The following is a 26,624-nucleotide window of genomic DNA, read 5'->3' as shown; positions in this document are numbered from 1 at the left end:
CAGGCCAGCGCAACAAGTGAAATTCAAAGCTACAGATTAAAAAGGTTTCATTACGCGAGGGATTGTATTTTAGTGTAAATGTACAAACCTTTTAAATTTTGCCAGGGTTTTCGGTTCGTGGCAAAAAAGCAAAGGTTGATAAGCGCCATATCACCAACTGAAACAATAGGTCTTAAAAAAAGAAACGCCGTGCCGAATCACCAGAGATGACGTAGCAACAGGGGAGGAAAGATGGCGATCAGGCGGTGATGTGAGGGTGTACCAGGCAGAAATCAGGCACAAAAAAAGCGCCTTTCGGCGCTCTTTTTATCGGGCAACTTATTTGCTGCCTGGGATGCTGAAACGCTTGTTGAAGCGGTCAACACGGCCACCGGTAGCAACATCACGCTGTTTGCCGGTGTAGAACGGGTGGCACTGGCCGCATACGTCGAGGTTCAGGTCGTGACCTACGGTTGAGCGGATTTTGATAGAATTACCGCAAGAGCAGTTAGCAGTAATTTCAGTGTAATTTGGGTGAATACCTTTTTTCATGGGAAACCTCAGTTTAAGGCCGCGTCGCTCTTCCAGCCCTAACGCCAGACACCACGCGAAGTTAATAATTTCCCGTCGCCTTTCACGCCGCAGGGACGCAAAATTCTCGGGCAATAATGTTTTGGCTGCGTGAATACGCACCAAAGGCGGCGAATCATACAGAAATTAACCAGTGTATGCAAACTGATCCGCGCCCCACCGTTAACAATGTGTATACTATCCCGCCAGTTTTCAAGTCAGGATCCACAAATGCCCGTCGCCCACGTTGCGCTGCCTGTACCCTTGCCTCGCACCTTTGACTACCGCCTGCCCGAGAGCATGCCCGTCAGTGCAGGTTGTCGCGTGCGTGTACCTTTCGGTAAACAGGAGCGTGTCGGCATTGTGGTCGCGGTTAGCGAGCAGAGTGAACTCCCCGTTCATGAACTGAAAGAGGTCATTGAGGTCCTGGACAGCGAACCGGTGATTGCTGGCTCACTCTGGCGACTTCTGCTCTGGGCAGCGGATTATTATCACCACCCGATTGGCGACGTGCTCTCCAACGCACTGCCAATTTTGCTGCGTCAGGGCAAACCTGCCAGCGCGACCGTGCAGTGGTTCTGGTTTGCCACCGAACAGGGGCTGGCTGTCGACATTAATACGCTCAAACGCTCCCCCAAACAGCAGCAGGCCCTTGCCGCTTTACGCCAGGGGCGCATCTGGCGTCATCAAGTCACGCAGCTCGATTTCACTGAAGCCGCACTGCAATCATTACGTGCAAAAGGGCTGGCGGAGCTTAACAGTGAGGAACCGGCGTGGCAGGACTGGCGGGTGGGCTTTTCCGTCAGCGGCGAGCGTTTAAGGCTCAATACCGAGCAGGCTACCGCCGTCGGGGCGATCCGCAGTGCCGATGACCGATTCTCCGCCTGGCTACTGGCGGGGGTCACCGGTTCAGGGAAAACCGAGGTCTACCTGAGCGTGCTGGAAAACACGCTGTCACAGGGTAAACAGGCGCTGGTGATGGTGCCGGAAATCGGCCTGACGCCTCAAACTATCGCCCGCTTTCGCGAACGCTTCTCCGCCCCCGTTGAGGTGCTGCACTCCGGCCTTAACGACAGCGAGCGGCTGTCCGCCTGGCTGAAAGCAAAAAACGGCGAGGCGGCGATAGTTATCGGCACGCGTTCGGCGCTGTTCACGCCCTTTAAGAACCTCGGGGTGATCGTGATTGATGAAGAGCACGACAGCTCCTATAAACAGCAGGAAGGGTGGCGCTACCATGCGCGGGATCTGGCGGTATACCGTGCGCATAGTGAACAGATACCGATTATTTTAGGCTCCGCCACCCCCGCTCTGGAAACGTTGCACAACGTACGGGCGCGGAAATACCACATGCTGCGCCTGACGCGCCGCGCCGGTGGGGCTCGCCCTGCGGTCCAGCATGTGCTGGATTTAAAAGGGCAGGCGTTACAGGCTGGTTTAGCGCCAGCGCTAATCAACCGCATGCGCCAGCATCTGCAGGCGGGTAATCAGGTTATTCTTTTCCTTAATCGCCGTGGGTTCGCACCTGCGCTGCTCTGCCATGACTGTGGCTGGATTGCCGAATGCCCCCGCTGCGATCACTACTACACGCTGCATCAGTCTCAACACCAGCTTCGCTGTCACCATTGCGACAGCCAGCGCCAGGTCCCGCGCCAGTGTCCGTCATGTGGGTCGACGCATCTGGTGCCGGTGGGGCTGGGAACCGAGCAGCTTGAACAGGCCCTGACGCCCCTCTTTCCCGACGTGCCCCTCTCCCGCGTTGACCGCGATACTACCAGCCGCAAGGGGGCACTGGAGCAACATCTTGCCGATGTTCATCGGGGTGGTGCGCGTATTCTGATTGGTACCCAGATGCTGGCGAAAGGTCACCACTTTCCGGACGTCACCCTGGTTGCCTTGCTGGACGTGGACGGCGCGCTGTTCTCTGCGGATTTTCGCGCTGCTGAGCGTTTCGCCCAGCTCTATACGCAGGTTTCCGGCCGTGCGGGCCGTGCGGGAAAACAAGGTGAGGTTGTATTACAAACCCACCACCCGGAGCATCCCCTGCTGCAAACGCTGTTATATAAAGGCTATGACACCTTCGCAGAGCAAGCGCTGGCAGAACGTCAGACCATGCAACTTCCCCCCTGGACCAGCCATGTGATCATCCGTGCTGAAGATCATAACAATCAGCAGGCCCCTCTCTTCCTCCAGCAATTGAAGAATTTGCTGCAATCGAGCCCGCTTGCAGACCAGCAACTGTGGGTGTTAGGCCCGGTGCCCGCCCTGGCACCCAAGCGCGCCGGGCGCTGGCGCTGGCAGCTTTTACTTCAGCACCCCTCCCGCGTTCGTCTGCAACAGGTTATCAGCGGCACGCTGGCGCTTATCAATACCCTCCCCGACGCGCGTAAAGTGAAGTGGACCCTGGATGTGGACCCGGCTGAGAGCTAAGCTTGCGAGGCGGGTCTAAAAATTTAACTTTCATCACACTTTTGCTGAAAATACTGTAACCGGTCTGGTTAACTATCTGATAAAAATGTCTCTGCGCGTGCGCCGCGCAGGCGAGGAGAAGAAGGTGAAGACCAGGAATCCGGTTGCAACTGCGACCATGAAAGATGTTGCCGTTAAAGCGAACGTTTCGACCGCAACGGTATCCCGTGCGTTAATGAATCCAGATAAGGTATCGCAGGCAACCCGTAATCGGGTGGAACAGGCGGCAATGGAAGTGGGTTACCTGCCGCAGGCGATGGGACGCAATGTTAAACGCAATGAATCCCGGACCATCCTGGTGATTGTCCCTGACATTTGCGATCCCTTTTTTAGCGAAATAATTCGCGGCATCGAAGTGACCGCCGCAGAAAACGGTTATCTGGTTTTGATTGGCGACTGCGCCCATCAGAACCAGCAGGAAAAGACCTTTATCGACTTGATTATCACCAAGCAGATTGACGGTATGTTGCTGCTGGGCTCGCGTTTACCCTTTGATGCCAGTATTGAAGAGCAACGTAATCTGCCCCCGATGGTCATGGCCAACGAATTCGCGCCCGAGCTGGAGCTACCCACCGTCCATATCGATAATCTCACCGCTGCCTTCAACGCCGTTAACTATTTGCATGAGCAGGGACATCAGTTGATTGGCTGTATTGCCGGCCCGGAAGAGATGCCGCTCTGTCACTACCGTTTACAGGGCTATGTGCAGGCGTTGCGTCGCTCCGGACTCACCGTTGATCCTCATTATATTGCGCGTGGAGATTTTACCTTTGCTGCAGGCAGCAACGCGCTGGAGCAGCTTTTGTCTCTACCCAGGCCACCAACCGCTGTATTTTGCCATAGCGACATCATGGCGCTCGGCGCGCTGTCGCATGCCAAACGCCACGGCCTCCAGGTCCCACGCGATTTATCCATTATTGGTTTTGATAACATCTCGCTGGCAGAGTTTTGCGATCCGCCGCTGACCACCGTCGCCCAGCCGCGTTTCGACATCGGCCGCGAATCGATGTTGCTCTTGCTGGATCAGCTGCAAGGACATAGTGTCAGTAGTGGTTCCCGCTTGCTGGACTGCGAATTGATCATTCGTGGCTCGACAAAAGCGCTGACCTAACGTAAATGGGTTATCAGAATCCCTCTTCTGGTCAAAAGCCCGTCGCTTAAGTAACATGGCGGGCTGATAAACGAAATAAATACAGCGAAACGATAGTGGCACAACGAGATTATGTACGCCGCAGCCAGTCGGCTCCTTCGCGGCAGAAAAAGAGTAGCCCAAGGAAAAAGCAACGCAGTTCGTCTGCTGTCTCGCCAGCGATGGTCGCGATCGCCGCTGCCGTGGTGGTGGCCTTTATCGGTGGTCTGTACTTTATTACTCACCACAAAAAAGAAGAGTCCGAAACCCTGCAGAGCCAGAAAGTGGCAGGCAATGGCTTACCGCCAAAACCAGAAGAGCGCTGGCGTTATATCAAAGAACTTGAAAGCCGCCAGCCGGGCGTACGTGCGCCTACGGAACCCTCTGCCGGCGGCGAAGTACAGAACGCCGATCAGCTGACAGGCGAGCAACGTCAATTGCTCGCGCAGATGCAAGCTGATATGCGCCAGCAGCCCACGCAGCTCAATGAGGTGCCGTGGAATGAACAGACGGCAGAGCAACGCCAGCAAACGTTGCAGCGCCAGCGTCAGGCACAGCAACAGCTTCAGCAGCAACAGCAGTGGGCGGAGCAGCCGCGTTCGCAGCCTTCTCAGCCAGCACGTACGGTACAAAATGCGCCGGTACAACAGCCGCCGCGCCAGACGCAGACGCAGAGGCCCGTGAGCAGTAACCAGCAGCCTTATCAGGATTTACTGCAAACGCCTGCACACACGACCGCAGCGGCGCCAAAAACACAGCAGAGTGCGCCGATAACCCATGAAACCGAAGCGCCTAAGCCAGCCGCTGAGAAGAAAGATGACCGCCGCTGGATGGTGCAGTGCGGGTCGTTTAAAGGGGCAGAGCAGGCTGAAACCGTGCGCGCTCAGCTCGCTTTCGAAGGTTTTGACTCCCGCATCACCAGCAGCAACGGCTGGAACCGCGTGGTCATCGGCCCGGTGAAAGGGAAAGATAACGCAGATGGAACCATCAGCCGCCTGAAGATTGCCGGCCACACAAACTGTATCCGTCTCGCCTCCGGGGGTTGAAACCCCCAAAATCCCCCCCATCTATATTTGCATTCGGCCCCGTACCTGTACGGGGCTTCTGTTCTGTATTCCTAACCAGGGGGTCTGCTCGTGACAACAATAGTAAGCGTACGCCGTAACGGCCAGGTCGTTATCGCCGGTGATGGCCAGGCCACGCTGGGCAATACCGTTATGAAAGGCAATGTGAAAAAAGTCCGTCGTTTGTATAACGACAAAGTTATCGCGGGCTTCGCCGGCGGAACCGCCGATGCGTTCACCTTGTTTGAACTCTTTGAACGTAAACTGGAAATGCACCAGGGCCATCTGGTGAAAGCCGCCGTTGAACTGGCGAAAGACTGGCGCACAGATCGCATGCTGCGCAAGCTCGAAGCGCTACTGGCCGTCGCGGACGAAACCGCGTCTTTGATCATCACCGGTAACGGTGACGTCATTCAGCCTGAAAACGACCTCATTGCTATCGGCTCCGGCGGCCCGTACGCCCAGGCAGCTGCCCGCGCACTGTTGGAAAACACCGACATGAATGCGCGCGATATCGCGGTGAAAGCGTTGGATATTGCAGGAGACATCTGCATCTATACCAACCATAACCACACCATTGAAGAATTGACCTCCAAGGCGTAAGGATCTCCCATGTCTGAAATGACCCCACGCGAAATTGTCAGCGAACTGAACAAACACATCATCGGTCAGGACGCGGCGAAACGCTCCGTCGCTATCGCGCTGCGTAACCGCTGGCGCCGTATGCAGCTTGATGAAGAGCTGCGCCATGAAGTGACCCCAAAAAACATTCTGATGATTGGCCCGACCGGTGTCGGTAAAACCGAAATTGCCCGCCGTCTGGCGAAGCTGGCCAATGCGCCTTTCATTAAAGTCGAAGCTACAAAGTTCACCGAAGTGGGCTATGTTGGTAAGGAAGTGGATTCCATCATTCGCGATCTGACCGATGCTGCGGTAAAAATGGTGCGTGTCCAGGCCATTGAGAAAAACCGTTACCGCGCGGAAGAGATGGCCGAAGAGCGCATCCTGGATGTGCTGATCCCACCAGCAAAAAACAACTGGGGGCAAGCAGAGCAGCCTGCCGAACCGTCCGCCGCTCGCCAGTCATTCCGCAAAAAATTGCGTGAAGGGCAGCTGGATGACAAAGAGATTGAGATCGATCTCGCCGCGGCCCCGATGGGTGTCGAAATCATGGCCCCTCCGGGTATGGAAGAGATGACCAGTCAGTTGCAGTCGATGTTCCAGAACCTGGGCGGTCAGAAGCAGAAGCCGCGCAAGCTGAAAATCAAAGACGCGATGAAACTGCTGGTGGAAGAAGAAGCTGCCAAACTGGTCAATCCGGAAGAGCTGAAGCAGGATGCTATCGACGCGGTTGAGCAGCACGGTATCGTCTTTATCGATGAAATCGACAAAATCTGTAAACGTGGTGGCAACACCTCCGGCCCGGATGTCTCCCGTGAAGGCGTTCAGCGTGACCTGCTGCCGCTGGTGGAAGGTTGTACTGTCTCCACAAAACACGGCATGGTGAAAACGGACCACATCCTGTTTATCGCCTCCGGTGCGTTCCAGGTTGCCAGCCCGTCAGACCTGATCCCGGAATTACAGGGCCGTCTGCCGATTCGCGTTGAACTGAAAGCGCTGACCACCGAAGATTTCGAGCGCATCCTGACCGAGCCAAACGCCTCTGTTACCGTACAGTACAAAGCGCTGATGGCGACCGAAGGCGTGAACATTGAGTTTACCGATGATGGGATCAAGCGTATCGCTCAGGCTGCGTGGCAGGTCAACGAAACCACCGAGAACATTGGTGCGCGTCGTCTGCACACAGTGCTGGAGCGTCTGATGGAAGATATCTCTTACGACGCAAGCGACCTGAATGGCGAAAGTATTACTATTGATGCCGACTATGTGAGTAAGCATCTTGATGCTTTAGTGGCAGATGAAGATCTGAGCCGTTTTATCTTATAATCCCCGCCACAACGTTTTCATCATTTTTGATGGGGGCTTATGCCCCCATTTTTATTATTGGCTGGGATTATGACCGAGACACAACCTTTGAGCCGCACCCAGGCCTGGCTGGAAAGCCTGCGGCCTAAAACCCTTCCGCTGGCTTTTGCCGCCATTGTGGTGGGCACGGCACTCGCCTGGTGGCAGGGTTTCTTTGATCCCCTGGTTGCCATACTCGCGTTAAGCACCGCCGGCCTCCTGCAAATTCTTTCCAATCTGGCTAACGATTATGGCGATGCTGTCAAAGGCAGCGATAAACCTGACCGTATTGGCCCTCTGCGTGGGATGCAAAAAGGGGCGATCTCCCTTGAGCAGATGAAACGCGCGCTGATTATCGTCATCGTTCTGAGCTGTATTTCAGGTCTGCTACTGCTGCTGACCGCCACCCATACATTGATGGACTTTATCGGTTTCGTAGTACTGGGTGGATTGTCAATTGTGGCCGCTATCACCTATACCGTCGGCAAGCGCCCCTATGGTTATATTGGCCTGGGTGATGTCTCGGTGCTGATTTTCTTCGGCTGGCTGAGCGTCATGGGAAGCTGGTATCTCCAGGCACACATGCTGAGCCCGGCGATTTTCCTGCCTGCTACCGCCTGCGGCCTGCTGGCTACGGCCGTGCTTAACATCAATAATCTGCGCGACATCGACAGCGACAGGGTGAACGGCAAAATCACCCTCGTCGTTCGTTTAGGCCCGGTGAATGCCCGACGTTATCATGCCGGCCTGCTGGCGGGCGCGCTCCTTTGTCTGGCGTTGTTTAACCTGCTTTCGTTGCAGAGCGTCTGGGGCTGGTTGTTCCTGCTTGCCACTCCGCTGTTATTCAAACAGGCGCGCTTTGTGATGCGCGAACTGAATCCGAACGCTATGCCGCCGATGCTCGAACGCACGGTAAAAGGGGCGTTGTTAACTAACTTATTGTTTGTGATTGGGATTATCTTAAGTCAGGTGCATTTTTAACTGACGAAGGTCAATTAACAATTGATGATTTTGCCAACAACGCGTGATGCGCGATATACTGACTATTCTCGCAGCAACTGAACGTTAAGCCTATGAAATACGATACGTCTGAGCTCTGTGACATCTACCAGGAAGATGTCAACGTCGTGGAACCGCTGTTCTCCAATTTTGGTGGACGGTCGTCGTTTGGCGGTCAAATCATCACGGTGAAATGTTTCGAGGATAACGGGTTGCTCTATGATCTGCTCGAACAGAATGGCCGTGGTCGCGTACTGCTGGTCGATGGCGGTGGTTCGGTGCGCCGTGCCCTGATTGATGCGGATCTTGCCCGCATCGCCGCCCAGAACGAATGGGAAGGCATTGTCGTCTATGGCGCGGTGCGTCAGGTTGATGACCTTGAGGAACTGGATCTGGGTATTCAGGCCATTGCCGCCATCCCGGTGGGAGCAGCAGGAGAAGGGATTGGTGAGAGCGATGTCCGCGTCAACTTTGGCGGTGTGACCTTCTTCTCCGGCGACCATCTCTATGCTGACAACACCGGTATTATCCTTTCCGAAGATGCGTTAGATATCGAGTAGTTCGCTTTCGCTTTATATAAAAAGGGCACCCTCGGGTGCCCTTTTTATTTTACGCGCAAGTTGAAATCAACAATTACGCGAAAGATTTCGTGTTGTAGCAAGGCGGCCAGTACGCGAATCCCCGGGAGCACAGATAACTATGTGACCGGGGTGAGCGAATGCAGCCAACGCCGCTACGGCGCGAAAGATAAACCCGACATTACGCGAAAGATTTCGTGTTGTAGCAAGGCGGCCAGTACGCGAATCCCCGGGAGCAYAGATAACTATGTGACCGGGGTGAGCGAATGCAGCCAACGCCGCTACGTCGCGAAAGATAACCTCAACATTACGCGAAAGATTTCGTGTTGTAGCAAGGCGGCCAGTAAGCGAATCCCCGGGAGCATAGATAACTATGTGACCGGGGTGAGCGAATGCAGCCAACGCCGCTACGGCGCGAAAGATAAAGCGTAATCAGACTTCTTCCATGCGCCCTAAGAGAGCCTGCAACCGCTCCTGCCAGCCATGCTGTTGGTCTTTAAGCTGGTTGTTTTCACGTTCCAGCTCTTCACGACCCTGCTGAGCAGAATGAATCTCCTGGCTCAGGCTGTTGTTCTTCTCTTTCAGCTCTTCGATTTCCATCTGCAACAACGTGATGGTATCAATCGCCTGCTGTACTTTTGCTTCCAGTTTCTCGAATACTTCTAATGACATCGTCATACCTCTCCTGAATTGCAAGGCGTTGATGAACAGTTGCACCTCTCGGGTACAGCTTCGTTCCGTGAACGGCGACGCCTCAATGTTTAGCGCATGGCCCTGGTGTCCGATTGTATGAAGCCCTACCGCCCCTGTCCAGCGACAAGCCGCGCAGATCAAGCTTTGCAACACTTTTCAGGTTATGCCTGGGCTGCTGGCGGGCCTACTCCTTAATTGTTAAATTATGGGTTACAAAAATGATTCAGTTCACACTTCACTCAATGTTCACATCATTCGCAAACGCGCCTCATAGCGCGAAAACGCTCATTTTATTGACGTAGCACACACATTTTAATTTCGATATTTCTCGTTTGTGAGCGTTAACGATAAATTAACAGTATGTCTACACGACATCGTGGAGCCCGACCTCCATGCAAACAATAACCATTAAACTCTTGGCAGGATCCGATTATGAGTCAAACCTCAACCTTAAAAGGCCAGTGCATCGCCGAATTTCTCGGAACCGGGTTGTTGATTTTCTTCGGTGTGGGATGCGTTGCTGCGCTGAAAGTGGCGGGCGCCAGCTTCGGACAGTGGGAAATCAGTATCATTTGGGGCCTGGGTGTGGCGATGGCCATCTACCTGACCGCAGGGGTTTCCGGCGCACACCTTAACCCGGCAGTGACAATCGCGTTGTGGCTCTTTGCCTGTTTTGACGGGCGCAAAGTTGCTCCTTTCATTTTTTCCCAGTTTGCCGGTGCGTTCTGCGCTGCTGCGCTTGTTTACGGGCTTTATTACAATCTTTTCCTCGATTACGAACAAACTCACCACATGGTACGTGGGACGGTTGAAAGTATTGATCTCGCGGGCATTTTCTCAACTTACCCTAACCCACATATCAATTTTGTGCAGGCCTTCGCGGTTGAAATGGTGATTACCGCTATTCTGATGGGCGTCATTATGGCGTTAGGGGACGATGGTAACGGTATTCCACGTGGTCCACTTGCGCCACTGCTGATCGGCCTGCTGATCGCGGTTATTGGTGCTTCTATGGGCCCACTGACCGGGTTTGCGATGAATCCGGCACGTGATATCGGGCCGAAAGCGTTCGCCTGGCTGGCAGGTTGGGGCAATGTTGCCTTCACCGGCGGTAAAGATATTCCTTACTTCCTCGTGCCGCTGTTCGGGCCGATTGTCGGCGCAGCGCTGGGTGCCTTCGGTTATCGTAAACTGATTGGCCGCCATCTGCCGTGTGATGTTTGCGCCGTGGAAGAGAAAGATTCCACGCCTACCGCTCAACAAAAAGCTTCGCTGTAATGTGACTACGGGACATAAATCATGACTGAAAAAAAATATATCGTTGCGCTCGACCAGGGCACTACCAGCTCCCGCGCCGTTGTAATGGACCATGACGCCAACATCATCAGCGTATCCCAGCGCGAATTCGAACAAATTTATCCGAAGCCAGGCTGGGTTGAACATGATCCCCTGGAAATCTGGGCTACCCAGAGCTCCACCCTGGTTGAAGTGCTGGCAAAAGCCGATATTAACTCCGATCAGATCGCGGCGATTGGTATTACCAACCAGCGTGAAACGGCGATTGTCTGGGAACGTGAAACCGGCAAACCGATTTATAACGCCATCGTCTGGCAGTGCCGCCGCACCGCGGATATTTGCGAGCAACTAAAACGTGATGGTATGGAAGAATACGTGCGTAGCGCCACCGGTCTTGTGGTTGACCCGTACTTCTCCGGAACGAAAGTGAAATGGATCCTCGACCACGTTGAAGGCTCACGCGAGCGAGCAAAACGCGGCGAACTGCTGTTTGGTACCGTTGATACCTGGCTTATCTGGAAAATGACCCAGGGACGCGTACACGTGACCGACTACACCAACGCCTCCCGTACCATGCTGTTCAACATTAATACGCTGGAATGGGATGACAAGATGCTGGAAGCGCTGGATATTCCACGCGCGATGCTGCCGGATGTCCGCAAATCTTCTGAAGTTTACGGGCAGACCAATATTGGTGGTAAAGGTGGTACACGTATTCCGATCGCCGGGATTGCCGGTGACCAGCAGGCGGCGCTGTTCGGCCAGCTTTGCGTCAAAGAAGGGATGGCGAAGAACACTTACGGTACCGGCTGCTTTATGTTGATGAACACCGGTGAGAAAGCGGTGAAATCAGAAAATGGTCTGCTGACCACCATCGCCTGTGGCCCAAGCGGTGAAGTGAACTATGCACTGGAAGGTGCGGTGTTCATGGCGGGTGCGTCTATTCAGTGGCTGCGCGACGAGGTGAAACTCATCAGCGATGCGTTTGACTCTGAGTATTTTGCTACCAAGGTGAAAGACACAAATGGCGTGTACGTTGTGCCTGCGTTCACCGGTCTGGGCGCGCCTTACTGGGACCCCTATGCCCGTGGTGCAGTCTTCGGTCTGACCCGTGGGGTGAATGCAAACCACATCATCCGCGCCACCCTGGAATCCATTGCTTATCAGACACGGGATGTGCTGGAAGCGATGCAGGCCGACTCCGGCATTCGTCTGCACGCCTTGCGGGTGGACGGCGGTGCCGTCGCCAACAACTTCCTGATGCAGTTCCAGTCCGACATTCTGGGTACCCGCGTGGAGCGCCCCGAAGTGCGTGAAGTGACGGCGCTGGGTGCCGCCTATCTGGCCGGTCTGGCCGTTGGTTTCTGGCAGAATCTGGATGAACTGCAAGAGAAGGCGGTGATTGAGCGCGAATTCCGCCCCGGTATTGAAACCACCGAGCGTAACGTGCGTTACAACGGCTGGAAGAAAGCAGTAAAACGCGCCCTGGCGTGGGAAGATCACGGCGAGTAATCCCCTCACCCCTGCCCTCTCCCCAACGGGGAGAGGGTGAAAACCAGCCCCGTTCACTCACCCTCCGTTCCGGAAAAAAACCGCGCTGTACAATCCCCTCATCCTTTTGGGAGTGGATGAAAACCGACACCGCTGCACCTGGATAGAAAACCGCACCGTACCATCCCCTCGCCCCTTTGGGGAGAGGGTTAGGGTGAGGGGACCCGGCCGCACCCTCGCGCCCTCTCTGTGTTAAACTTCGCGCAATTTCTTTGACTTCACGAGTATGCAATGAGACGAGAACTTGCCATTGAATTTTCCCGCGTGACGGAAGCGGCGGCGCTTGCTGGTTACAAGTGGCTGGGGCGCGGTGATAAGAACGTAGCTGACGGCGCAGCAGTTCACGCGATGCGCATCATGCTTAATCAGGTCAACATCGACGGCACCATCGTCATTGGCGAAGGGGAGATAGACGAAGCCCCAATGCTTTACATCGGTGAGAAAGTCGGTACCGGCAAAGGGGATGCGGTGGACATCGCCGTGGACCCGATTGAAGGTACGCGTATGACCGCGATGGGCCAGGCGAATGCCCTGGCGGTGCTGGCGGTGGGCGATCGAGGGTGCTTCCTCAACGCACCGGATATGTACATGGAAAAACTGATTGTCGGGCCGGGCGCAAAAGGCGCGATTGATCTCAACCTGCCGCTGGATGAGAACCTGCGTAACGTCGCGGCTGCGCTGGGTAAACCGCTCGCTGAGCTGACGGTGACCATTCTGGCGAAGCCACGTCACGAAGCGACCATTGCCGACATGCAGAAACTCGGCGTGCGCGTGTTTGCCATTCCGGACGGCGACGTTGCCGCCTCCATTCTGACCTGTATGCCGGACAGCGAAGTTGACGTGCTCTACGGAATTGGCGGCGCACCAGAAGGTGTGGTCTCCGCTGCCGTTATCCGTGCACTGGACGGAGATATGCAGGGCCGCCTGCTGGCTCGTCATCATGTGAAAGGTGACAGTGAAGCGAACCGACGTATCGGGGAAAATGAGCTGGCACGCTGCCAGGAGATGGGTATCGAAGCGGGTATCGTGTTACGTCTGGACGACATGGCGCGCAGTGACAATGTGATTTTCTCCGCGACCGGCATCACCAAAGGCGACCTGCTGGACGGTATCAGCCGCAAAGGCAATATCGCCACCACCGAAACCCTGCTGATTCGCGGCAAATCACGCACCATTCGCCGTATTCAGTCAATTCATTATCTGGATCGCAAAGACCCGGACGTGCAGACCCATATTCTGTAAGTGTGTCTCCTGCATCACCCAGGTTGCAGGCTGACGGCAGCGAGCCATCCCGATGAACTTATTCGTAAGTGATTCGCGTGAAGGCGTGTAGCCAAGGCATCTGCAACCTTACGCAGGGCGGGTATATTTGTCAGGGAGAGCTTTCCGGTGCTCACGGGCTGGAAATCCTCTCCATTCACGACGAAGATAAGGCAATGATTCTGAACAGGAGAAAATCATGGCCGACTGGGTTACAGGAAAAGTGGTTAAAGTCGAGTTCTGGACCGACGCGTTGTTCAGCCTGACCGTTCATGCCCCCATCCTTCCTTTCACCGCCGGACAGTTCGCCAAGCTCGGGCTCGAAATCGACGGGGAACGGGTGCAACGCGCCTACTCACACGTTAACGCGCCAGGAAATCCTGATCTTGAGTTCTATCTGGTCACCGTGCCGGAAGGCAAACTTAGCCCTCGCCTGGCCGCACTCCAGCCAGGGGATGACATTCTGATCGTTAGCGAAGCCGCTGGCTTCTTTGTGCTTGAAGAGGTGCCGGACTGCGAAACCCTGTGGATGCTGGCCACCGGCACGGCTATTGGCCCTTACCTGTCGATTTTGCAGGAGGGCAAAGATCTCGAACGCTTTAAAAATCTGGTGCTGGTACATGCGGTGCGTTATGCCGCCGATCTCAGCTACCTGCCGATGATGCTGGAGCTTCAGCAGCGCTACGAAGGCAAATTACGCATTCAGACGGTGGTGAGCCGCGAAACGGTTTCAGGTTCGCTGACCGGGCGCGTACCGGCACTTATCGAGAGCGGCGCACTGGAGGAGGCCGTCGGATTACCGATGACGCCAGAGACCAGCCATGTGATGCTGTGCGGTAACCCGCAGATGGTGCGTGATACGCAGCAACTGCTGAAAGAGACCCGGCAGATGGCCAAACACTTACGCCGTCGACCGGGCCATATGACGGCGGAACACTACTGGTGATTAGCGGTACTTTACGTCCAGCGTATCTTTACCAAACTTGTTTTCACCCTGGGTGCCCACAAAGGCGCCCAGGTCAATGAACATTCCCACCATGATAAGCGCAGGCACAAAACGTCCGACAGCCCACTGCAACGTGGCGTTTAACATATCCCAGTTCCCGGCAAGCAGCATCCAGGCGAGTATAAATAACAGTGCCCAGGGGCCAGATTTGCCGCGATCGTGCAGGCGTTTAATGACCACGCAGGCGGTCGGCCAGAGCAGACAAACCAGCATGAACGCCGCAGTCTGGCTGGCAAGCAGACTGAAACTGACCGCATAAAAGAGCGCCGCCATTGCCACCACCCAGATGACCATCCATACCCAAAAGTCACGGCGGCCAATGCGCCCTTTAATTGAGAATAACCACTGCTGAATACCCATGTAAGGTTCCTTATTATCGTGATGCGGCTAGTTTACCCTGGCGGCGCGACTTTTTGACAAGCCCGGCGGTTATCGTTTTAATCGTGAGCAAAATGAAATGAGGATGATGTTGATGAAAACCTGGTGGCTCCTGTTGGCGGCACTGATGATAGTTTCGCCTGCGCATGCAGACGATGCCTCATCCGTACCGGCGGCACCCTATTTATTGCCCGGTGCCCCGACCTTTGAACAATCTATCAGCCAGTTCCGGGAAAGTTTTAATGAGGACAATCCTGCGCTTGCGTTGAATGAGTTCCGCGCCATTGAATCGGGTGCTGACACGGCGCGTATCACCCGTGCGGCCACCAGGATTAATGACAATCTTTATGCGTCCACGGCACTGGAGCGCGGTACGCTGAAAATTAAGTCAATGCAGATAACCTGGCTCCCCATCAGAGGACCAGAGCAAAAATCGTCCAGAGCGAAAGCGCAGGAGTATATGGCTGCGGTGCTGCGGGAGTTTTCGCCCGGTCTTACAAAAGCGCAAAGCCTGCAAAAACTGCAAAAGCTCCTGAACAGCGGCAAAAACAAATTATGGTATGCCGAAACGGAAGGTGCGATTCGCTATGTTGTCGCAGATGACGGTGAAAAGGGGCTGACCTTCGCAGTTGAACCGATTAAGCTGACGTTATCTGAGAGCACCCAAGGCGACAATAAATGACAAAAAGCAAAGCCTTTGCAGGGACGAATCTCTATACTGTTTCACAGACCACGCTGCCCTGAGGGGTAGCTATATTCCTTAATTCGCTTCGTGCGTGGAGAGTAAAAATGCGACATCCTTTGGTGATGGGTAACTGGAAACTGAACGGCAGCCGCCATATGGTAAACGAACTGGTTGCTAACCTGCGTAAAGAGCTGGCTGGCGTTACCGGTTGTGGCGTAGCCATCGCGCCACCTGATATGTACCTCGATCTGGCAAAACACGCCGCTGACGGCAGCCACATCGTGCTGGGCGCGCAGAACGTTGACGTTAACCTGTCTGGCGCATTCACCGGCGAAACCTCCGCTGAAATGCTGAAAGATATTGGTGCGAAATACATCATCATTGGTCACTCTGAGCGTCGTACCTACCACAAAGAATCTGATGAATTCATCGCGAAGAAATTCGCCGTGCTGAAAGAGCAGGGTCTGATCCCGGTTCTGTGCATCGGTGAAACCGAAGCAGAAAACGAAGCGGGTAAAACGGAAGAAGTGTGCGCGCGTCAGATTGACGCCGTGCTGACAACCCAGGGCGCTGCGGCCTTCGAAGGCGCTGTTATTGCATACGAACCTGTATGGGCTATCGGCACCGGCAAATCAGCTACCCCGGCGCAGGCACAGGCCGTTCACAAATTTATCCGTGACCACATTGCTAAAGCCGACGCGAAAGTGGCTGAGCAAGTGATCATCCAGTACGGCGGTTCAGTTAATGCGTCCAACGCGGCTGAACTCTTCACTCAGCCGGACATCGACGGCGCGCTGGTTGGCGGTGCATCCCTGAAAGCTGACGCTTTTGCGGTGATCGTTAAAGCAGCAGAAGCCGCCAAAGCGTAATTTCCTGGCCCCTCTCTCTGCAGGGAGAGGGGCACAGACCCATCAAGACCTACAATTTCCCCAGCACGCTAAACCACGCATAATCCAGCGGTAACAGCACCAGATACGTTGCCACCGCCAGCGCGAAACATAACAACATTCCCGCCCGGGCAGGCACCTTACCCAGCGCCATTGCCACCACAATCGGTGACGCCTGGTACGGCAGCAGCGGCGTGGAATAGCCCAGCACCTGAATCATAATTACCGACAGCAGCGGGAACCCGGTAGCATCGGAGAAACTCTGTGCCAGGGTGGTGAAAAGCGCCGGCACGCCGTTGGCGGTCATGATGAAATTTAATGCCGTCGTGATGCCGGTCAGCGCGAGGAAGCTGGTGAACGGCTTCTCCGGATCAAGCGGCATCACATGCAGCAGGGCGTTGCCCACCGCCGCACCGATCCCGGTTTGCGTCACTGTAATCGCCAGCCCCAGAATACCGGCTACGTAGATACAGGTACGAATATTCACGCCGCTGGAAAACTCCTCGCCATTGATAAAGCCGACCCGTGGCAACAACGTAATGCAGGCCGCTACCAGGCCCGTCCACGCCGGGCCAATGCCGTGCAGGCTCTCCGTCACCCACATCGTCAGAACAACGGCCAGCAGCCATGCCAGCCGCTTCTCTGCCCGGCTCATGGGTTCTGACGGTGCCATTTCTTTTGCAGCATGCGGTTTGCCTGGGAAGAGCCAGCAAATCAGGCCAATCAGGATCAGACCTTTGAGTATGCCGAGCACCGGCGTGTGCAACAGCAGATAAGGAACATAATTCAGGTGAATGCCGTACGATCCTTCCGCCGCCCCGCTCATGACAAGGTTGGGGACGTTCGCAGGCAGAATGGTCGCAGAGAGCTGGAAGGTACCAAACCCGACCGCCAGCGCCAGTCCGTACCAGGCGCGCGTGCCTTCCGCGATACCCGCCCGTGCTGCCATTGCCGCCACAATGGGCATCAACAGCGCAATACGCCCCATATTGGAGGGCATCACAAAGGCCAGCGCATAACTTAGCAGAACCACGCTTGCCACCATGAGCAACCACGAATCCGTCAGTTTAGAAGACAATGCCCGTGCGGCCCGGTCGGCCAGCCCGGTTTTGCGAATCGCCACGCCGAGCACGAAACCGCTGAACACCAGCCAGAACGCCGAAGACGCGAAGCCGCCAAAGATAACGTCCGGCGGCGCAATTTTGGCAATCATTGCCGCGGTGAAAAACAACAGCGCCGTGATGAACTCCGGCAACAGCGAGGTCGCCCAGAGCACGATGGTTATGCCAACGATTACGGAAGGAAGGAACAGAGGGTGAGTAAACCAGAGCGACATGCCTGTCTCCTGTAGATAATTTCGGCAAGTGTAGGGCGACAGACTTGCCTGGTAAACGCCAAATCTGGTGGGATCAGTTCAGGATAGTGCACTGATGATCCTGGAGTTCCTCCGCAAACCCGCGGTTAAAGGTGAGCGCATCTCGTTGTGTTGCCAGAAGCACAAAGGAGCCATCAGCCTGCTGCACCAGGGCCAGTGAATACCGTCCCATATGGTCACGGGCACCAGGCACCTCTTCTGCCAGCATCAGGAACGGACTGCGCTTTACCAGTTCGGCTTCCGTGACCCGCCGCGCCAGATAGTGATGCCTCAGCAGTCCACCGGGCAGCGCCAGCCAGCGGCTGCTAATACTGGCTGCTTCACGGTCAAGCGTGGTTCGCACGTCGCTACGCAGGCAGGAGATGTGAATATGAAAGTGGTTTTGAGTGCGCCCGGTACGGGAGTTGATGGCCAGTGAAATCGCACTATTCGGAACCGGGCCGCCGTGCCTTTTTTCCATCACCCCGCGCGACTGCCAGGCCTGCCAGAAAAAGTTCGGCGTGTAGGGCTGCAGTAACAGTGGACTTTCAATCCCGTTAATACGGTAGGTGGGCATAAGAAGATGTTGCAGCGGGCCGTGTCGGTCTTTGAGCAACACATAACCCGCGTCCAGGTTAGCCTGAACACAGGGTTCGGGCTGCTGTTTATCACGCTGATGAGGGACGCATTGCCCGATCACGGTCTGGCGAAGTTGATCCCTGTCGCCGCTGTGCCACCAGTACGCGCCGTAAGCCGCCGCCAGCAGCATTAACATCACCAGCACGCTTACGGTTCGGAGCACCATCTTCATTAGCCGTCCTCATTTCAGGCAGAACATGAAGCATAGCGCAGGAGGGTAAGAAAATAACGTCCGAAGGGGAAAACAAAAACGGCCCCGTTAAGGGCCGCCCGGGGATTAGCGTTTACTGATTTCGTCGAAAGTGCCGCCATTGGAGAAGTGCGCTTTCTGCGCTTTTGTCCAGCCACCAAAGACATCGTCAATGGTAAACAGCTTCAGTTTCGGGAACTCGCTTTCATATTTCGCCGCAACCTGTTTGTCACGGGGACGATAGAAGTTCTTCGCTGCAATCTCCTGACCTTCCGGCGTGTAGAGATACTTCAGGTAGGCTTCAGCCACCTGCTGGGTGCCTTTTTTCGCCACCACTTTATCAACGACGGAAACCGTCGGTTCCGCGAGGATAGATTCACTCGGGGTCACGATTTCAAACTTATCTTTGCCGAGTTCTTTCGTCGCCAGCAGGGCTTCGTTTTCCCAGGCAATCAGCACATCGCCAATACCGCGCTCTACGAAGGTGTTGGTTGCCCCACGTGCGCCGGAATCCAGTACTTCTACATTTTTAAACAGCGCCTTCACAAATTCCTGCGCTTTTGCCTGATCGCCACCGTTCTGGTGCAGCGCGTAGCCCCACGCCGCCAGGTAGTTCCAGCGCGCGCCGCCTGAGCTTTTCGGGTTTGGGGTGATGACGGACACGCCCGGCTTGATCAAATCATTCCAGTCATGAATCTGTTTCGGGTTGCCTTTACGCACCAGAAATACAATGGTCGAGGTGTAAGGCGCGGAGTTATCCGGCAGGCGTTTAATCCAGTTTTTGTCGATGCTGCCACGCGTGGCAATCGCATCCACGTCATACGCCAGGGCCAGCGTCACGACATCAGCATCCAGGCCATTAATGACGGAGGTCGCCTGTTTACCAGAACCGCCATGAGACTGACGAATAGTGACAGTATCGCCCGTCTCCTGCTTCCAGTGTGCGCTGAACGCTTTGTTGTACTGTTCGTACAACTCACGCGTAGGATCATACGACACATTTAATAACTGAATGTCCTTTGCCAGAACGCTGCCGGATGCCAGCAGTAAGGTAAGTCCCACGCCCCATTTATTCATCGCCCACTCTCTCAGGTCAGGTATTTTGATGTACTCAGCCTGCCAGAAAGCGATGCGATGATTAAAGAATAAAAGAAGATTGGCTATAACTTTGGGGAATATCTGAAGCGAAAAGAAACGCCCTCGGTGCAGAGGGCGTTTAATGAGGATTAGTAGAGTTTTTTAGCGCAGTCCAGCCAGTCGCCTTTGAACGGACGCTTCATATTCTCGATAGCGTCAATGATGTCATGGTGCACCATTTTTTCGTTCTGAATACCGACGCAACGTCCACCGTGGCCCTGCAGCAGCAGTTCGATGGCGTAGGCACCCATACGGGAAGCCAGGATGCGGTCGTAAGGAACCGGGGAGCCGCCGCGCTGAATGTGACCCAGCACCGTCGCACGGGTTTCACGCTCAGTTTCAGTTTCGATATATTTCGCCAGTTCATCGATATCACAGATGTGCTCAGTAATAGCTACAATGGCGTGCTTTTTACCCTTCGCAATACCGGCTTTGATTTCGGCAACCAGGTCTTCACGGCTGAATTCTACTTCCGGCAGCACGATAAACTCACAACCACCAGCGATGGCGGCCGCCAGAGTCAGGTCACCACAATAACGCCCCATCACTTCAACAATAGAGATACGCTGGTGAGAAGAAGAGGTGTCACGCAGGCGGTCAATCGCTTCTACCACAGTGTGCAGTGCAGTGAAGTAGCCGATGGTGTAGTCAGTACCGGCCACATCGTTGTCGATGGTGCCTGGCAGGCCGATGCATGGGAAGCCCATTTCCGTCAGACGTTTGGCGCCCATATAGGAACCGTCCCCGCCGATAACCACCAGCGCATCGATGCCGCGTTTTTTCATGTTCTCGATAGCCACGGCGCGAACGTGCTCTTCACGGAACTCCGGGAAACGCGCGGAGCCGAGGAAGGTGCCGCCACGGTTAATCATGTCTGACACGCTATAGCGATCCAGTTGAATCATACGGTCTTCATACAGGCCGAGGTAACCATCATAAATACCCGCGACTTCCAGACCTTCAGTTAATGCTGCACGGACAACGCCACGAATTGCTGCGTTCATGCCCGGCGCATCACCGCCACTTGTCAACACACCGATTTTTTTAATCATGACTACCTCTGAACTTAGGAATGCAAAAATAATGTTCTGTTGGCCAAAACGAGGCCCCGCAGGGCAAACGACTATGATGCAAATATTATATCAATCGCTTTTTGCTGAATTGATTCAGGTCAGACCATATGGCGGTAATTTATACACTAAATGCGGGTCTGACTCTCTTTTTTTACAACGAAATACGACAGCTTCAACGCGCCTATCGTCCTTGAGGTACTACCGAGCAGGGATCCTGATGAATAATGACATCGGACCCTGGAAAACGCTGCAGAATCGCCTGTTCCACCTGTTCAGCCACAAGATGCGCCTGAAAGAGTGGGAGGTTATCCTCCATCTCCAGATGGATTTGAATGAACCGTGTTGGGCCGGACTGCCTTGTGCGAAGATCATGTGCGCCACTGACGCCCGGCCAGGATGTGACAATATTGAAAATATCCTGACGCTCTTCATCCGGTAATGCTCTGTCCAGCAGAGACTGAACGGCGTCATATCCCATACGTAACGCGCTGTATAAAATATAACAACCGATGCCCAATGCAAACAGGGCATCTGCACGATGCCAGCCGTACCACGACAGCCACAACGCGACCAAAATTGCACCGTTCATCATAACATCAGACTGATAATGAAGCATATCTGCCCTGACCGCCTGACTCTGGGTTTTTCGCACCACCCAACGTTGAAAGGTGACCAGGATCACAGTGCTAACCAGCGCAATCAGCGTTACAACCACACCAATACCAGGGGCATGCATAGGTTCCGGGTTCGCCAGATGCTGAATGCCGGTTAAAAACAGAAACAGCGCCGAACCGGAGATAAACATACTTTGCGCCAGCGCAGCGAGAGATTCAGCCTTGCCGTGACCAAAGGTATGTTCATCGTCTGCCGGTTGCAGTGAATAACGCACCACCAGAAGGTTAGTGAGCGAAGCGGCGATATCCACTAACGAATCGACCAGCGCGGCCAGGATACTGACCGAACCGGTATACCACCATGCAAAGATTTTAATTACCAATAATGACGACGCCATGATCGTGGCTGCGATAGCAGCACGGCTGACCAGGCGTCCGTAAGATTCGTTCATAAGGACTCCCCACTCTTGTGTGGGTAGTATAACGAAAGGCCACCTGTCAGGCGCAAAATCAGGGGGTCTGAATTCGGGGCAAAAAAAACCCCCACATCATGTGGGGGAAGACAGGGATGGTGTCTATGGCAAGGAAAACAGGGTTCATTACTGGGAACGCTGGGTACTGCTGCTACTGAAGAACTTCAACGGTGAACCTTGCTGCATTTGCGCGACGTCGCGCAGTTGGTTCATCCGTTGTTGATGCTTCTGGTTCAAAACCGCCTGCTGCTCCGGCGTGAGCAGGTGATACATCTGGTTGCGGACTTTAGCCATTTCAACCTGACGCGCTATCTGTGCCTGCGCCATTTTTTCAGCCTGATTTCGCACGGCGGTTTCATCAAAATTTTCTGCGGTGATAAGGCGATGCATTGCCTCCACTTCGCTAACATTAACAGGGGGCTGGTCGTGCCGTGCCTGCTGCATCAAATCTCGCATCTGCTGGCGTTGATGCTCGGTTAAATTTATGCCGTCAAACATATGGTTCTGACCATTACGCTGCGCGATTCCCTCAGTCGGGTGCCAGTTATCGCCTGTTACGACTTCAGCTGCCTGGCCAATCGTACTGAGCGCCAGTGTTGAGGCCATGACGGCAGCGGTAACAATGCGCATCATTTGCTCCCAAAATCTTATGTGTCGCGAATCAACGAGAATCAGTCTACGATTCAGGCTGCAAACAAGCGTCAGGGGGTGTAAAACAACGTAAAGTCATGGATTAGCGACTCTTGATGACGTAATTTCTGCCTCGGAGGTATTTAAACGATGAATAAGATTCTTTTAGTAGATGATGACCGAGAGCTTACATCCCTGTTAAAAGAGCTGCTCGACATGGAAGGTTTTAATGTGCAGGTTGCCCATGATGGGGAGCAGGCGCTCGACCTCCTTGATGACAGTATCGATTTGCTTTTGCTCGACGTCATGATGCCGAAGAAAAATGGCATCGACACCCTTAAAGAGCTACGCCAGACACACCAGACACCCGTCATTATGCTGACGGCCCGTGGCAGCGAGTTGGATCGCGTTCTCGGCCTTGAGCTGGGGGCTGATGACTATTTGCCAAAACCCTTTAACGATCGCGAACTGGTCGCGCGTATTCGCGCCATTTTGCGTCGCTCCCACTGGAGCGAACAGCAGCAGAACACCGATAACGGCTCTCCGACCCTGGAAGTAGATGGCCTGAGCCTGAACCCGGGTCGCCAGGAAGCCAGCTTCGATGGTCAGTCGCTTGAACTTACCGGCACTGAATTTACCCTGCTCTATCTGCTCGCGCAGCACCTGGGTCAGGTGGTTTCGCGTGAGCATCTAAGCCAGGAAGTGCTGGGCAAACGCCTGACGCCGTTCGATCGCGCCATCGATATGCATATCTCTAACCTGCGCCGCAAACTACCGGACCGCAAGGACGGCCATCCGTGGTTTAAAACCTTACGTGGTCGCGGCTATTTGATGGTATCCGCTACATGATAGGAAGTTTGACCGCCCGCATCTTCGCCATTTTCTGGCTGACGCTGGCGCTGGTTTTAATGCTGGTTCTGATGGTGCCAAAACTTGATTCACGCCAGATGACGGAGTTGCTCGACAGCGAGCAGCGCCAGGGCGTGATGATTGAACAGCACGTCGAGGCGGAGCTGGTCAACGACCCACCGAACGATCTGATGTGGTGGCGGAGACTGTTCCGCGCTATCGATAAATGGGCGCCGCCAGGACAACGCCTTCTGCTGGTCACCAGCGAAGGCCGCGTGATAGGCGCAGAACGCAATGAAATGCAGATTATCCGCAACTTTATTGGTCAGGCGGATAACTCCGATCACCCGCAGAAGAAAAAATACGGGCGGGTAGAGATGGTAGGGCCCTTTTCCGTCCGCGACGGCGAGGATAGCTACCAGCTCTATCTGATCCGCCCTGCCAGCAATTCTCAATCAGATTTTATCAACCTGCTGTTTGACCGGCCGCTGCTGCTGCTTATCGTCACCATGCTTATTAGCTCGCCGTTGCTGCTCTGGCTGGCATGGAGCCTCGCAAGACCGGCCCGCAAGTTGAAAAACGCTGCGGATGAAGTGGCCCAGGGCAATTTACGCCAGCGGCCAGAGCTGGAAGCCGGGCCGCAGGAATTTATCGCCGCCGGGGCCAGTTTTAACCAGATGGTCACAGCGCTGGAGCGAATGATGACCTCGCAACAGCGTCTGCTTTCTGATATCTCCCACGAACTGCGTACACCCCTCACCCGCTTGCAATTAGGGACAGCGCTTCTGCGCCGCCGCAGTGGGGAGAGCAAAGAGCTTGAGCGTATTGAAACCGAAGCACAGCGCCTGGACAGTATGATTAATGACCTGCTGGTTATGTCACGTAATCAGCAAAAAGCGGCCCTGGTGAGCGAAACCGTGAAGGCGAACCACCTGTGGAATGAGGTGCTGGATAATGCCGCGTTTGAGGCGGAGCAGGTTGGCAAAACGCTGACGGTCAACTTCCCCCCGGGCCCGTGGCCGTTGTACGGCAACCCCAACGCGCTGGAAAGCGCGCTGGAGAATATCGTGCGCAACGCGCTGCGTTATTCGCACACCAAAATCGAAGTCAACTTCGCCGTCGACAAAGAGGGCATTACCATCAATGTTGATGATGACGGCCCTGGCGTCAGCCCGGAAGACAGAGAGCAAATTTTCCGCCCCTTCTACCGTACCGACGAGGCGCGCGATCGTGAATCGGGGGGCACGGGTCTGGGGCTGGCTATCGTCGAAACCGCCATTCAGCAGCACCGTGGCTGGGTAAAAGCGGATGACAGCCCGCTGGGCGGGTTACGCCTGACCATCTGGCTGCCGCTGTACAGACGCGCTTAACCGCATTGTTTCCCCTCGGCATACGAGGGGAAACCGACACTATTTACCGCGCAATCTTCGCGAATTATCTTCGATAACGCCGTTTAAACGTCGCTTTTGCATGGTTCTTGCCCAACTGGCTGAAAGCCCGGCTGCGGAAAGTAACCGATGGTACTGCGCGTCATCAAAGGGCATATGCCAGGCAATGGCGGCGGCATCCTGCACACTGACGTCGCTGGTACGGGAGGCCAGCTCCAGCGGCGAGTCAGTGGCGACCTTTCCGGCGGCAATCACGCGGTACAGCCAGCCTACGCGCCCGCTCGCCTGCATTTGTGAGGCCATATCGCTGACATTAAAGTGAAAATTGAGTTTATAGCACGGTGAGCGTGGCTGAGTGACCTGGATTAACGCCTCCCCCCAGCGAAAGATATCGCCGATAAATACGTTGTGTTCCGTCAGCCCTTCCGTCGACAAATTCTCACCAAAGGCGGGCGCATAATAGAGCGTTTCGTTCTCAGGAAACTGCTGTCGCCAGAAGGCATAATGCTCCCGTGGATAATGGCACAGGGCTCTGTCCGGCCCGCCGTGAATCACTTTTTCCGCCTGTTGATCCCCCACCAGGCCGCGATTCGTTAACGTTAACTCTCCATCCACCTGACGTTTGGCGATAGCACTGGGCTTACTTCCCGCATAATCCTGTATTGTTCCCACATAAACATTAACCGCATGCCGCATAAGGCCCCCTGGTGCGTAAAGTGTCCTGGCATTACACCACATTTTTTACACTGAAATCGTGCAGAAATGAGACACCGGTTCGCGTGAGGTTCATCGGGACGTGCTATCACTTAAATGAATAACTGAAACGCTATTTCACATTCAAGGAGACAGTGACGTGAAGAATGAAAACGAATTTTGCGGCGTCTGGTGCCCGTCCATTACGCCAATGACGCCCGACGGTAAAGTCGACCTGAACGGAATGAGACAGCATATTTCACGCCTGACCGACGCCAGAATTGATGTGGTATTGCTAATGGGCAGCATTGGCGAATTCGCCTCTTTTACGCTTGATGAACGGCTTATGCTGATAAAAGAGGTACGGGAAATGACGCCGGGCACGCTGGTCGCCAACGTCTCCTCAACCTGCATGAATGATGTAGAACGAATGGCGGATGAGGCCTTCCGCACCGGCTATGATGCCGTGATGGTGCTGCCGCCCTATTACTACGGACAAACGTCGGCGCAACTGCTGAGCTACTTCCGTCATCTGGGGCAACAGTTGCGTGGCAAATGGTTCGCCTATAACTTCCCGGCACGCACGGGATGTGACCTGACGCCTGAGCTGGTCGCCACGCTGGCAGCGGAATTCCCGAACTTCGTCGGCATCAAAGACACGGTCGACTGCCAGTCGCATACCCGCAATATCATTCTGGCGACCGAAAAAATCCGCGATGATTTCGCCGTGCTGTCAGGCTATGACGAATATTTCATTCCGAACCTGCTGGCAGGCGGGGCAGGCGTTATCTCCGGGCTGAACAACGTAATGCCGGAGTTATTTGTCGGCGCCCGCCAAGCCTGGAAGCAAAACGATCTGGCTGCACTGCACAGAGCCCAGCGTGACATTGGCCGGTTTATGTCGATTTACACCATTGGCGAAGACTTTGTTACCACCATCAAAACCGTGGTGTCACGTAAGTTCGGCTATTGTGGGGCCACGTCACGCAATTTTGGCGGTGAGTTAACGCCCGGGCAGTGTGCCCTGGCAGATGAAATTTTTGGGACAACGCGCTAAAAAAACCGGCCTTTTCAGGCC

At 54.7% G+C, this 26,624-nt stretch carries 26 protein-coding genes; 16 read left to right on the top strand and 10 right to left on the bottom strand.

Annotation, left to right across the window (positions count from 1 at the left end; genetic code table 11):
* Positions 1-318 precede the first annotated feature (318 nt).
* The gene (gene rpmE / locus KXR87_RS10790; protein ID WP_437432262.1) at positions 319-531 is read right to left on the bottom strand and encodes a 50S ribosomal protein L31; all 213 of its coding nucleotides are present in this window, start codon (positions 529-531) and stop codon (positions 319-321) included.
* 249 nt (positions 532-780) lie between these two features.
* Here rpmE and priA point away from each other — a divergent pair, with 249 nt between their 5' ends.
* The 7 genes from priA (at position 781) to rraA (ending at position 8,732) form a co-directional block, all read left to right on the top strand.
* Complete coding sequence (gene priA / locus KXR87_RS10785; protein WP_437432261.1) at positions 781-2,976, top strand: primosomal protein N'; 2,196 nt, start codon at positions 781-783, stop codon at positions 2,974-2,976.
* A gap of 124 nt (positions 2,977-3,100) precedes the next feature.
* Positions 3,101-4,126, top strand: coding sequence for a DNA-binding transcriptional regulator CytR (gene cytR / locus KXR87_RS10780; protein ID WP_437432260.1), 1,026 nt, complete (start codon positions 3,101-3,103; stop codon positions 4,124-4,126).
* A gap of 95 nt (positions 4,127-4,221) precedes the next feature.
* A complete protein-coding gene (gene ftsN / locus KXR87_RS10775; protein ID WP_437432259.1) occupies positions 4,222-5,190 on the top strand; it encodes a cell division protein FtsN in 969 nt (322 codons plus the stop codon).
* Positions 5,191-5,280: 90 nt separating this feature from the next.
* Positions 5,281-5,811, top strand: coding sequence for an ATP-dependent protease subunit HslV (gene hslV / locus KXR87_RS10770; RefSeq protein ID WP_014072345.1), 531 nt, complete (start codon positions 5,281-5,283; stop codon positions 5,809-5,811).
* A gap of 9 nt (positions 5,812-5,820) precedes the next feature.
* Positions 5,821-7,155, top strand: a complete 1,335-nt coding sequence (gene hslU, locus KXR87_RS10765; RefSeq protein WP_437432258.1) for an HslU--HslV peptidase ATPase subunit — start codon at positions 5,821-5,823, stop codon at positions 7,153-7,155.
* 69 nt (positions 7,156-7,224) lie between these two features.
* Positions 7,225-8,154, top strand: a complete 930-nt coding sequence (gene menA, locus KXR87_RS10760) for a 1,4-dihydroxy-2-naphthoate polyprenyltransferase (RefSeq protein ID WP_437432257.1) — start codon at positions 7,225-7,227, stop codon at positions 8,152-8,154.
* Between the two features lie 92 nt (positions 8,155-8,246).
* Positions 8,247-8,732 carry a ribonuclease E activity regulator RraA gene (gene rraA, locus KXR87_RS10755; protein ID WP_437432256.1) on the top strand — a complete coding sequence of 162 codons (486 nt, stop codon included), beginning with the start codon at positions 8,247-8,249 and terminating at the stop codon, positions 8,730-8,732.
* 450 nt (positions 8,733-9,182) lie between these two features.
* Here the strand turns inward: rraA and zapB are convergent, their stop codons facing one another.
* Positions 9,183-9,428: a septal ring assembly protein ZapB gene (gene zapB, locus KXR87_RS10750; protein ID WP_121497563.1), complete on the bottom strand. Its 246-nt coding sequence runs from the start codon at positions 9,426-9,428 to the stop codon at positions 9,183-9,185.
* Positions 9,429-9,875: 447 nt separating this feature from the next.
* On the opposite strand from zapB, the gene KXR87_RS10745 reads away from it, so the two are divergent.
* The 4 genes from KXR87_RS10745 (at position 9,876) to fpr (ending at position 14,496) form a co-directional block, all read left to right on the top strand.
* Entirely contained in the window at positions 9,876-10,721 is an 846-nt protein-coding gene (locus tag KXR87_RS10745; protein WP_437432255.1) for an MIP/aquaporin family protein, read from the top strand.
* Positions 10,722-10,742: 21 nt separating this feature from the next.
* Positions 10,743-12,251, top strand: a complete 1,509-nt coding sequence (gene glpK, locus KXR87_RS10740; protein ID WP_437432254.1) for a glycerol kinase GlpK — start codon at positions 10,743-10,745, stop codon at positions 12,249-12,251.
* Between the two features lie 270 nt (positions 12,252-12,521).
* The gene (gene glpX / locus KXR87_RS10735; RefSeq protein ID WP_437432253.1) at positions 12,522-13,532 is read left to right on the top strand and encodes a class II fructose-bisphosphatase; all 1,011 of its coding nucleotides are present in this window, start codon (positions 12,522-12,524) and stop codon (positions 13,530-13,532) included.
* Positions 13,533-13,749: 217 nt separating this feature from the next.
* Positions 13,750-14,496, top strand: a complete 747-nt coding sequence (fpr, locus tag KXR87_RS10730) for a ferredoxin--NADP(+) reductase (RefSeq protein WP_437432252.1) — start codon at positions 13,750-13,752, stop codon at positions 14,494-14,496.
* Here the strand turns inward: fpr and KXR87_RS10725 are convergent, their stop codons facing one another.
* Positions 14,497-14,916, bottom strand: coding sequence for a DUF805 domain-containing protein (locus KXR87_RS10725; protein ID WP_437432251.1), 420 nt, complete (start codon positions 14,914-14,916; stop codon positions 14,497-14,499). It abuts the gene before it with no gap.
* Positions 14,917-15,028: 112 nt separating this feature from the next.
* Between KXR87_RS10725 and KXR87_RS10720 the strand changes: the two genes are divergently transcribed.
* Together KXR87_RS10720 and tpiA are read left to right on the top strand one after the other, a co-directional pair.
* The gene (locus KXR87_RS10720) at positions 15,029-15,616 is read left to right on the top strand and encodes a DUF1454 family protein (RefSeq protein ID WP_437432250.1); all 588 of its coding nucleotides are present in this window, start codon (positions 15,029-15,031) and stop codon (positions 15,614-15,616) included.
* A gap of 107 nt (positions 15,617-15,723) precedes the next feature.
* Positions 15,724-16,488, top strand: a complete 765-nt coding sequence (tpiA, locus tag KXR87_RS10715) for a triose-phosphate isomerase (protein WP_437432249.1) — start codon at positions 15,724-15,726, stop codon at positions 16,486-16,488.
* Positions 16,489-16,537: 49 nt separating this feature from the next.
* Here the strand turns inward: tpiA and KXR87_RS10710 are convergent, their stop codons facing one another.
* The 6 genes from KXR87_RS10710 to cpxP form a co-directional block, all read right to left on the bottom strand.
* Positions 16,538-17,842: an SLC13 family permease gene (locus KXR87_RS10710; RefSeq protein ID WP_437432248.1), complete on the bottom strand. Its 1,305-nt coding sequence runs from the start codon at positions 17,840-17,842 to the stop codon at positions 16,538-16,540.
* A 73-nt stretch (positions 17,843-17,915) separates the two neighbouring features.
* Positions 17,916-18,671, bottom strand: a complete 756-nt coding sequence (locus tag KXR87_RS10705) for a CDP-diacylglycerol diphosphatase (protein WP_437432247.1) — start codon at positions 18,669-18,671, stop codon at positions 17,916-17,918.
* Between the two features lie 105 nt (positions 18,672-18,776).
* A complete protein-coding gene (locus KXR87_RS10700) occupies positions 18,777-19,766 on the bottom strand; it encodes a sulfate ABC transporter substrate-binding protein (protein WP_437432246.1) in 990 nt (329 codons plus the stop codon).
* 149 nt (positions 19,767-19,915) lie between these two features.
* Positions 19,916-20,878 carry a 6-phosphofructokinase gene (gene pfkA / locus KXR87_RS10695; RefSeq protein ID WP_437432245.1) on the bottom strand — a complete coding sequence of 321 codons (963 nt, stop codon included), beginning with the start codon at positions 20,876-20,878 and terminating at the stop codon, positions 19,916-19,918.
* A gap of 202 nt (positions 20,879-21,080) precedes the next feature.
* A complete protein-coding gene (gene fieF / locus KXR87_RS10690) occupies positions 21,081-21,965 on the bottom strand; it encodes a CDF family cation-efflux transporter FieF (RefSeq protein ID WP_437432244.1) in 885 nt (294 codons plus the stop codon).
* Positions 21,966-22,112: 147 nt separating this feature from the next.
* On the bottom strand, positions 22,113-22,616 hold the full coding sequence (cpxP, locus tag KXR87_RS10685; RefSeq protein WP_437432289.1) for a cell-envelope stress modulator CpxP: 504 nt from the start codon (positions 22,614-22,616) through the stop codon (positions 22,113-22,115).
* Positions 22,617-22,766: 150 nt separating this feature from the next.
* On the opposite strand from cpxP, the gene cpxR reads away from it, so the two are divergent.
* Both cpxR and cpxA read left to right on the top strand, forming a co-directional pair.
* On the top strand, positions 22,767-23,465 hold the full coding sequence (gene cpxR, locus KXR87_RS10680) for an envelope stress response regulator transcription factor CpxR (RefSeq protein WP_437432243.1): 699 nt from the start codon (positions 22,767-22,769) through the stop codon (positions 23,463-23,465).
* On the top strand, positions 23,462-24,835 hold the full coding sequence (cpxA, locus tag KXR87_RS10675) for an envelope stress sensor histidine kinase CpxA (RefSeq protein WP_437432242.1): 1,374 nt from the start codon (positions 23,462-23,464) through the stop codon (positions 24,833-24,835). Before cpxR ends, cpxA begins: the two co-directional genes overlap by 4 nt.
* Before the next feature lie 39 nt (positions 24,836-24,874).
* Here cpxA and yiiM read toward each other — a convergent pair whose 3' ends face one another.
* Positions 24,875-25,549, bottom strand: coding sequence for a 6-hydroxyaminopurine reductase (gene yiiM / locus KXR87_RS10670; RefSeq protein WP_437432241.1), 675 nt, complete (start codon positions 25,547-25,549; stop codon positions 24,875-24,877).
* A gap of 157 nt (positions 25,550-25,706) precedes the next feature.
* On the opposite strand from yiiM, the gene KXR87_RS10665 reads away from it, so the two are divergent.
* On the top strand, positions 25,707-26,603 hold the full coding sequence (locus KXR87_RS10665) for a dihydrodipicolinate synthase family protein (protein WP_437432240.1): 897 nt from the start codon (positions 25,707-25,709) through the stop codon (positions 26,601-26,603).
* Positions 26,604-26,624 lie beyond the last annotated feature (21 nt).

The organism is Yokenella regensburgei, assembly GCF_051486985.1.
Classification (GTDB): domain Bacteria; phylum Pseudomonadota; class Gammaproteobacteria; order Enterobacterales; family Enterobacteriaceae; genus CBFFRJ01.
This window is presented reverse-complemented; position numbering and strand designations above follow the sequence as displayed.

Coding starts and splice junctions, on each gene's coding strand:
- rpmE (WP_437432262.1), bottom strand. CDS start 531: ATGAAAAAAGGTATTCACCCAAATTACACTGAAATTACTGCTAACTGC.
- priA (WP_437432261.1), top strand. CDS start 781: ATGCCCGTCGCCCACGTTGCGCTGCCTGTACCCTTGCCTCGCACCTTT.
- hslU (WP_437432258.1), top strand. CDS start 5,821: ATGTCTGAAATGACCCCACGCGAAATTGTCAGCGAACTGAACAAACAC.
- menA (WP_437432257.1), top strand. CDS start 7,225: ATGACCGAGACACAACCTTTGAGCCGCACCCAGGCCTGGCTGGAAAGC.
- rraA (WP_437432256.1), top strand. CDS start 8,247: ATGAAATACGATACGTCTGAGCTCTGTGACATCTACCAGGAAGATGTC.
- zapB (WP_121497563.1), bottom strand. CDS start 9,428: ATGACGATGTCATTAGAAGTATTCGAGAAACTGGAAGCAAAAGTACAG.
- KXR87_RS10745 (WP_437432255.1), top strand. CDS start 9,876: ATGAGTCAAACCTCAACCTTAAAAGGCCAGTGCATCGCCGAATTTCTC.
- glpK (WP_437432254.1), top strand. CDS start 10,743: ATGACTGAAAAAAAATATATCGTTGCGCTCGACCAGGGCACTACCAGC.
- glpX (WP_437432253.1), top strand. CDS start 12,522: ATGAGACGAGAACTTGCCATTGAATTTTCCCGCGTGACGGAAGCGGCG.
- fpr (WP_437432252.1), top strand. CDS start 13,750: ATGGCCGACTGGGTTACAGGAAAAGTGGTTAAAGTCGAGTTCTGGACC.
- KXR87_RS10725 (WP_437432251.1), bottom strand. CDS start 14,916: ATGGGTATTCAGCAGTGGTTATTCTCAATTAAAGGGCGCATTGGCCGC.
- KXR87_RS10720 (WP_437432250.1), top strand. CDS start 15,029: ATGAAAACCTGGTGGCTCCTGTTGGCGGCACTGATGATAGTTTCGCCT.
- tpiA (WP_437432249.1), top strand. CDS start 15,724: ATGCGACATCCTTTGGTGATGGGTAACTGGAAACTGAACGGCAGCCGC.
- KXR87_RS10710 (WP_437432248.1), bottom strand. CDS start 17,842: ATGTCGCTCTGGTTTACTCACCCTCTGTTCCTTCCTTCCGTAATCGTT.
- KXR87_RS10705 (WP_437432247.1), bottom strand. CDS start 18,671: ATGAAGATGGTGCTCCGAACCGTAAGCGTGCTGGTGATGTTAATGCTG.
- KXR87_RS10700 (WP_437432246.1), bottom strand. CDS start 19,766: ATGAATAAATGGGGCGTGGGACTTACCTTACTGCTGGCATCCGGCAGC.
- pfkA (WP_437432245.1), bottom strand. CDS start 20,878: ATGATTAAAAAAATCGGTGTGTTGACAAGTGGCGGTGATGCGCCGGGC.
- fieF (WP_437432244.1), bottom strand. CDS start 21,965: ATGAACGAATCTTACGGACGCCTGGTCAGCCGTGCTGCTATCGCAGCC.
- cpxP (WP_437432289.1), bottom strand. CDS start 22,616: ATGCGCATTGTTACCGCTGCCGTCATGGCCTCAACACTGGCGCTCAGT.
- cpxR (WP_437432243.1), top strand. CDS start 22,767: ATGAATAAGATTCTTTTAGTAGATGATGACCGAGAGCTTACATCCCTG.
- cpxA (WP_437432242.1), top strand. CDS start 23,462: ATGATAGGAAGTTTGACCGCCCGCATCTTCGCCATTTTCTGGCTGACG.
- yiiM (WP_437432241.1), bottom strand. CDS start 25,549: ATGCGGCATGCGGTTAATGTTTATGTGGGAACAATACAGGATTATGCG.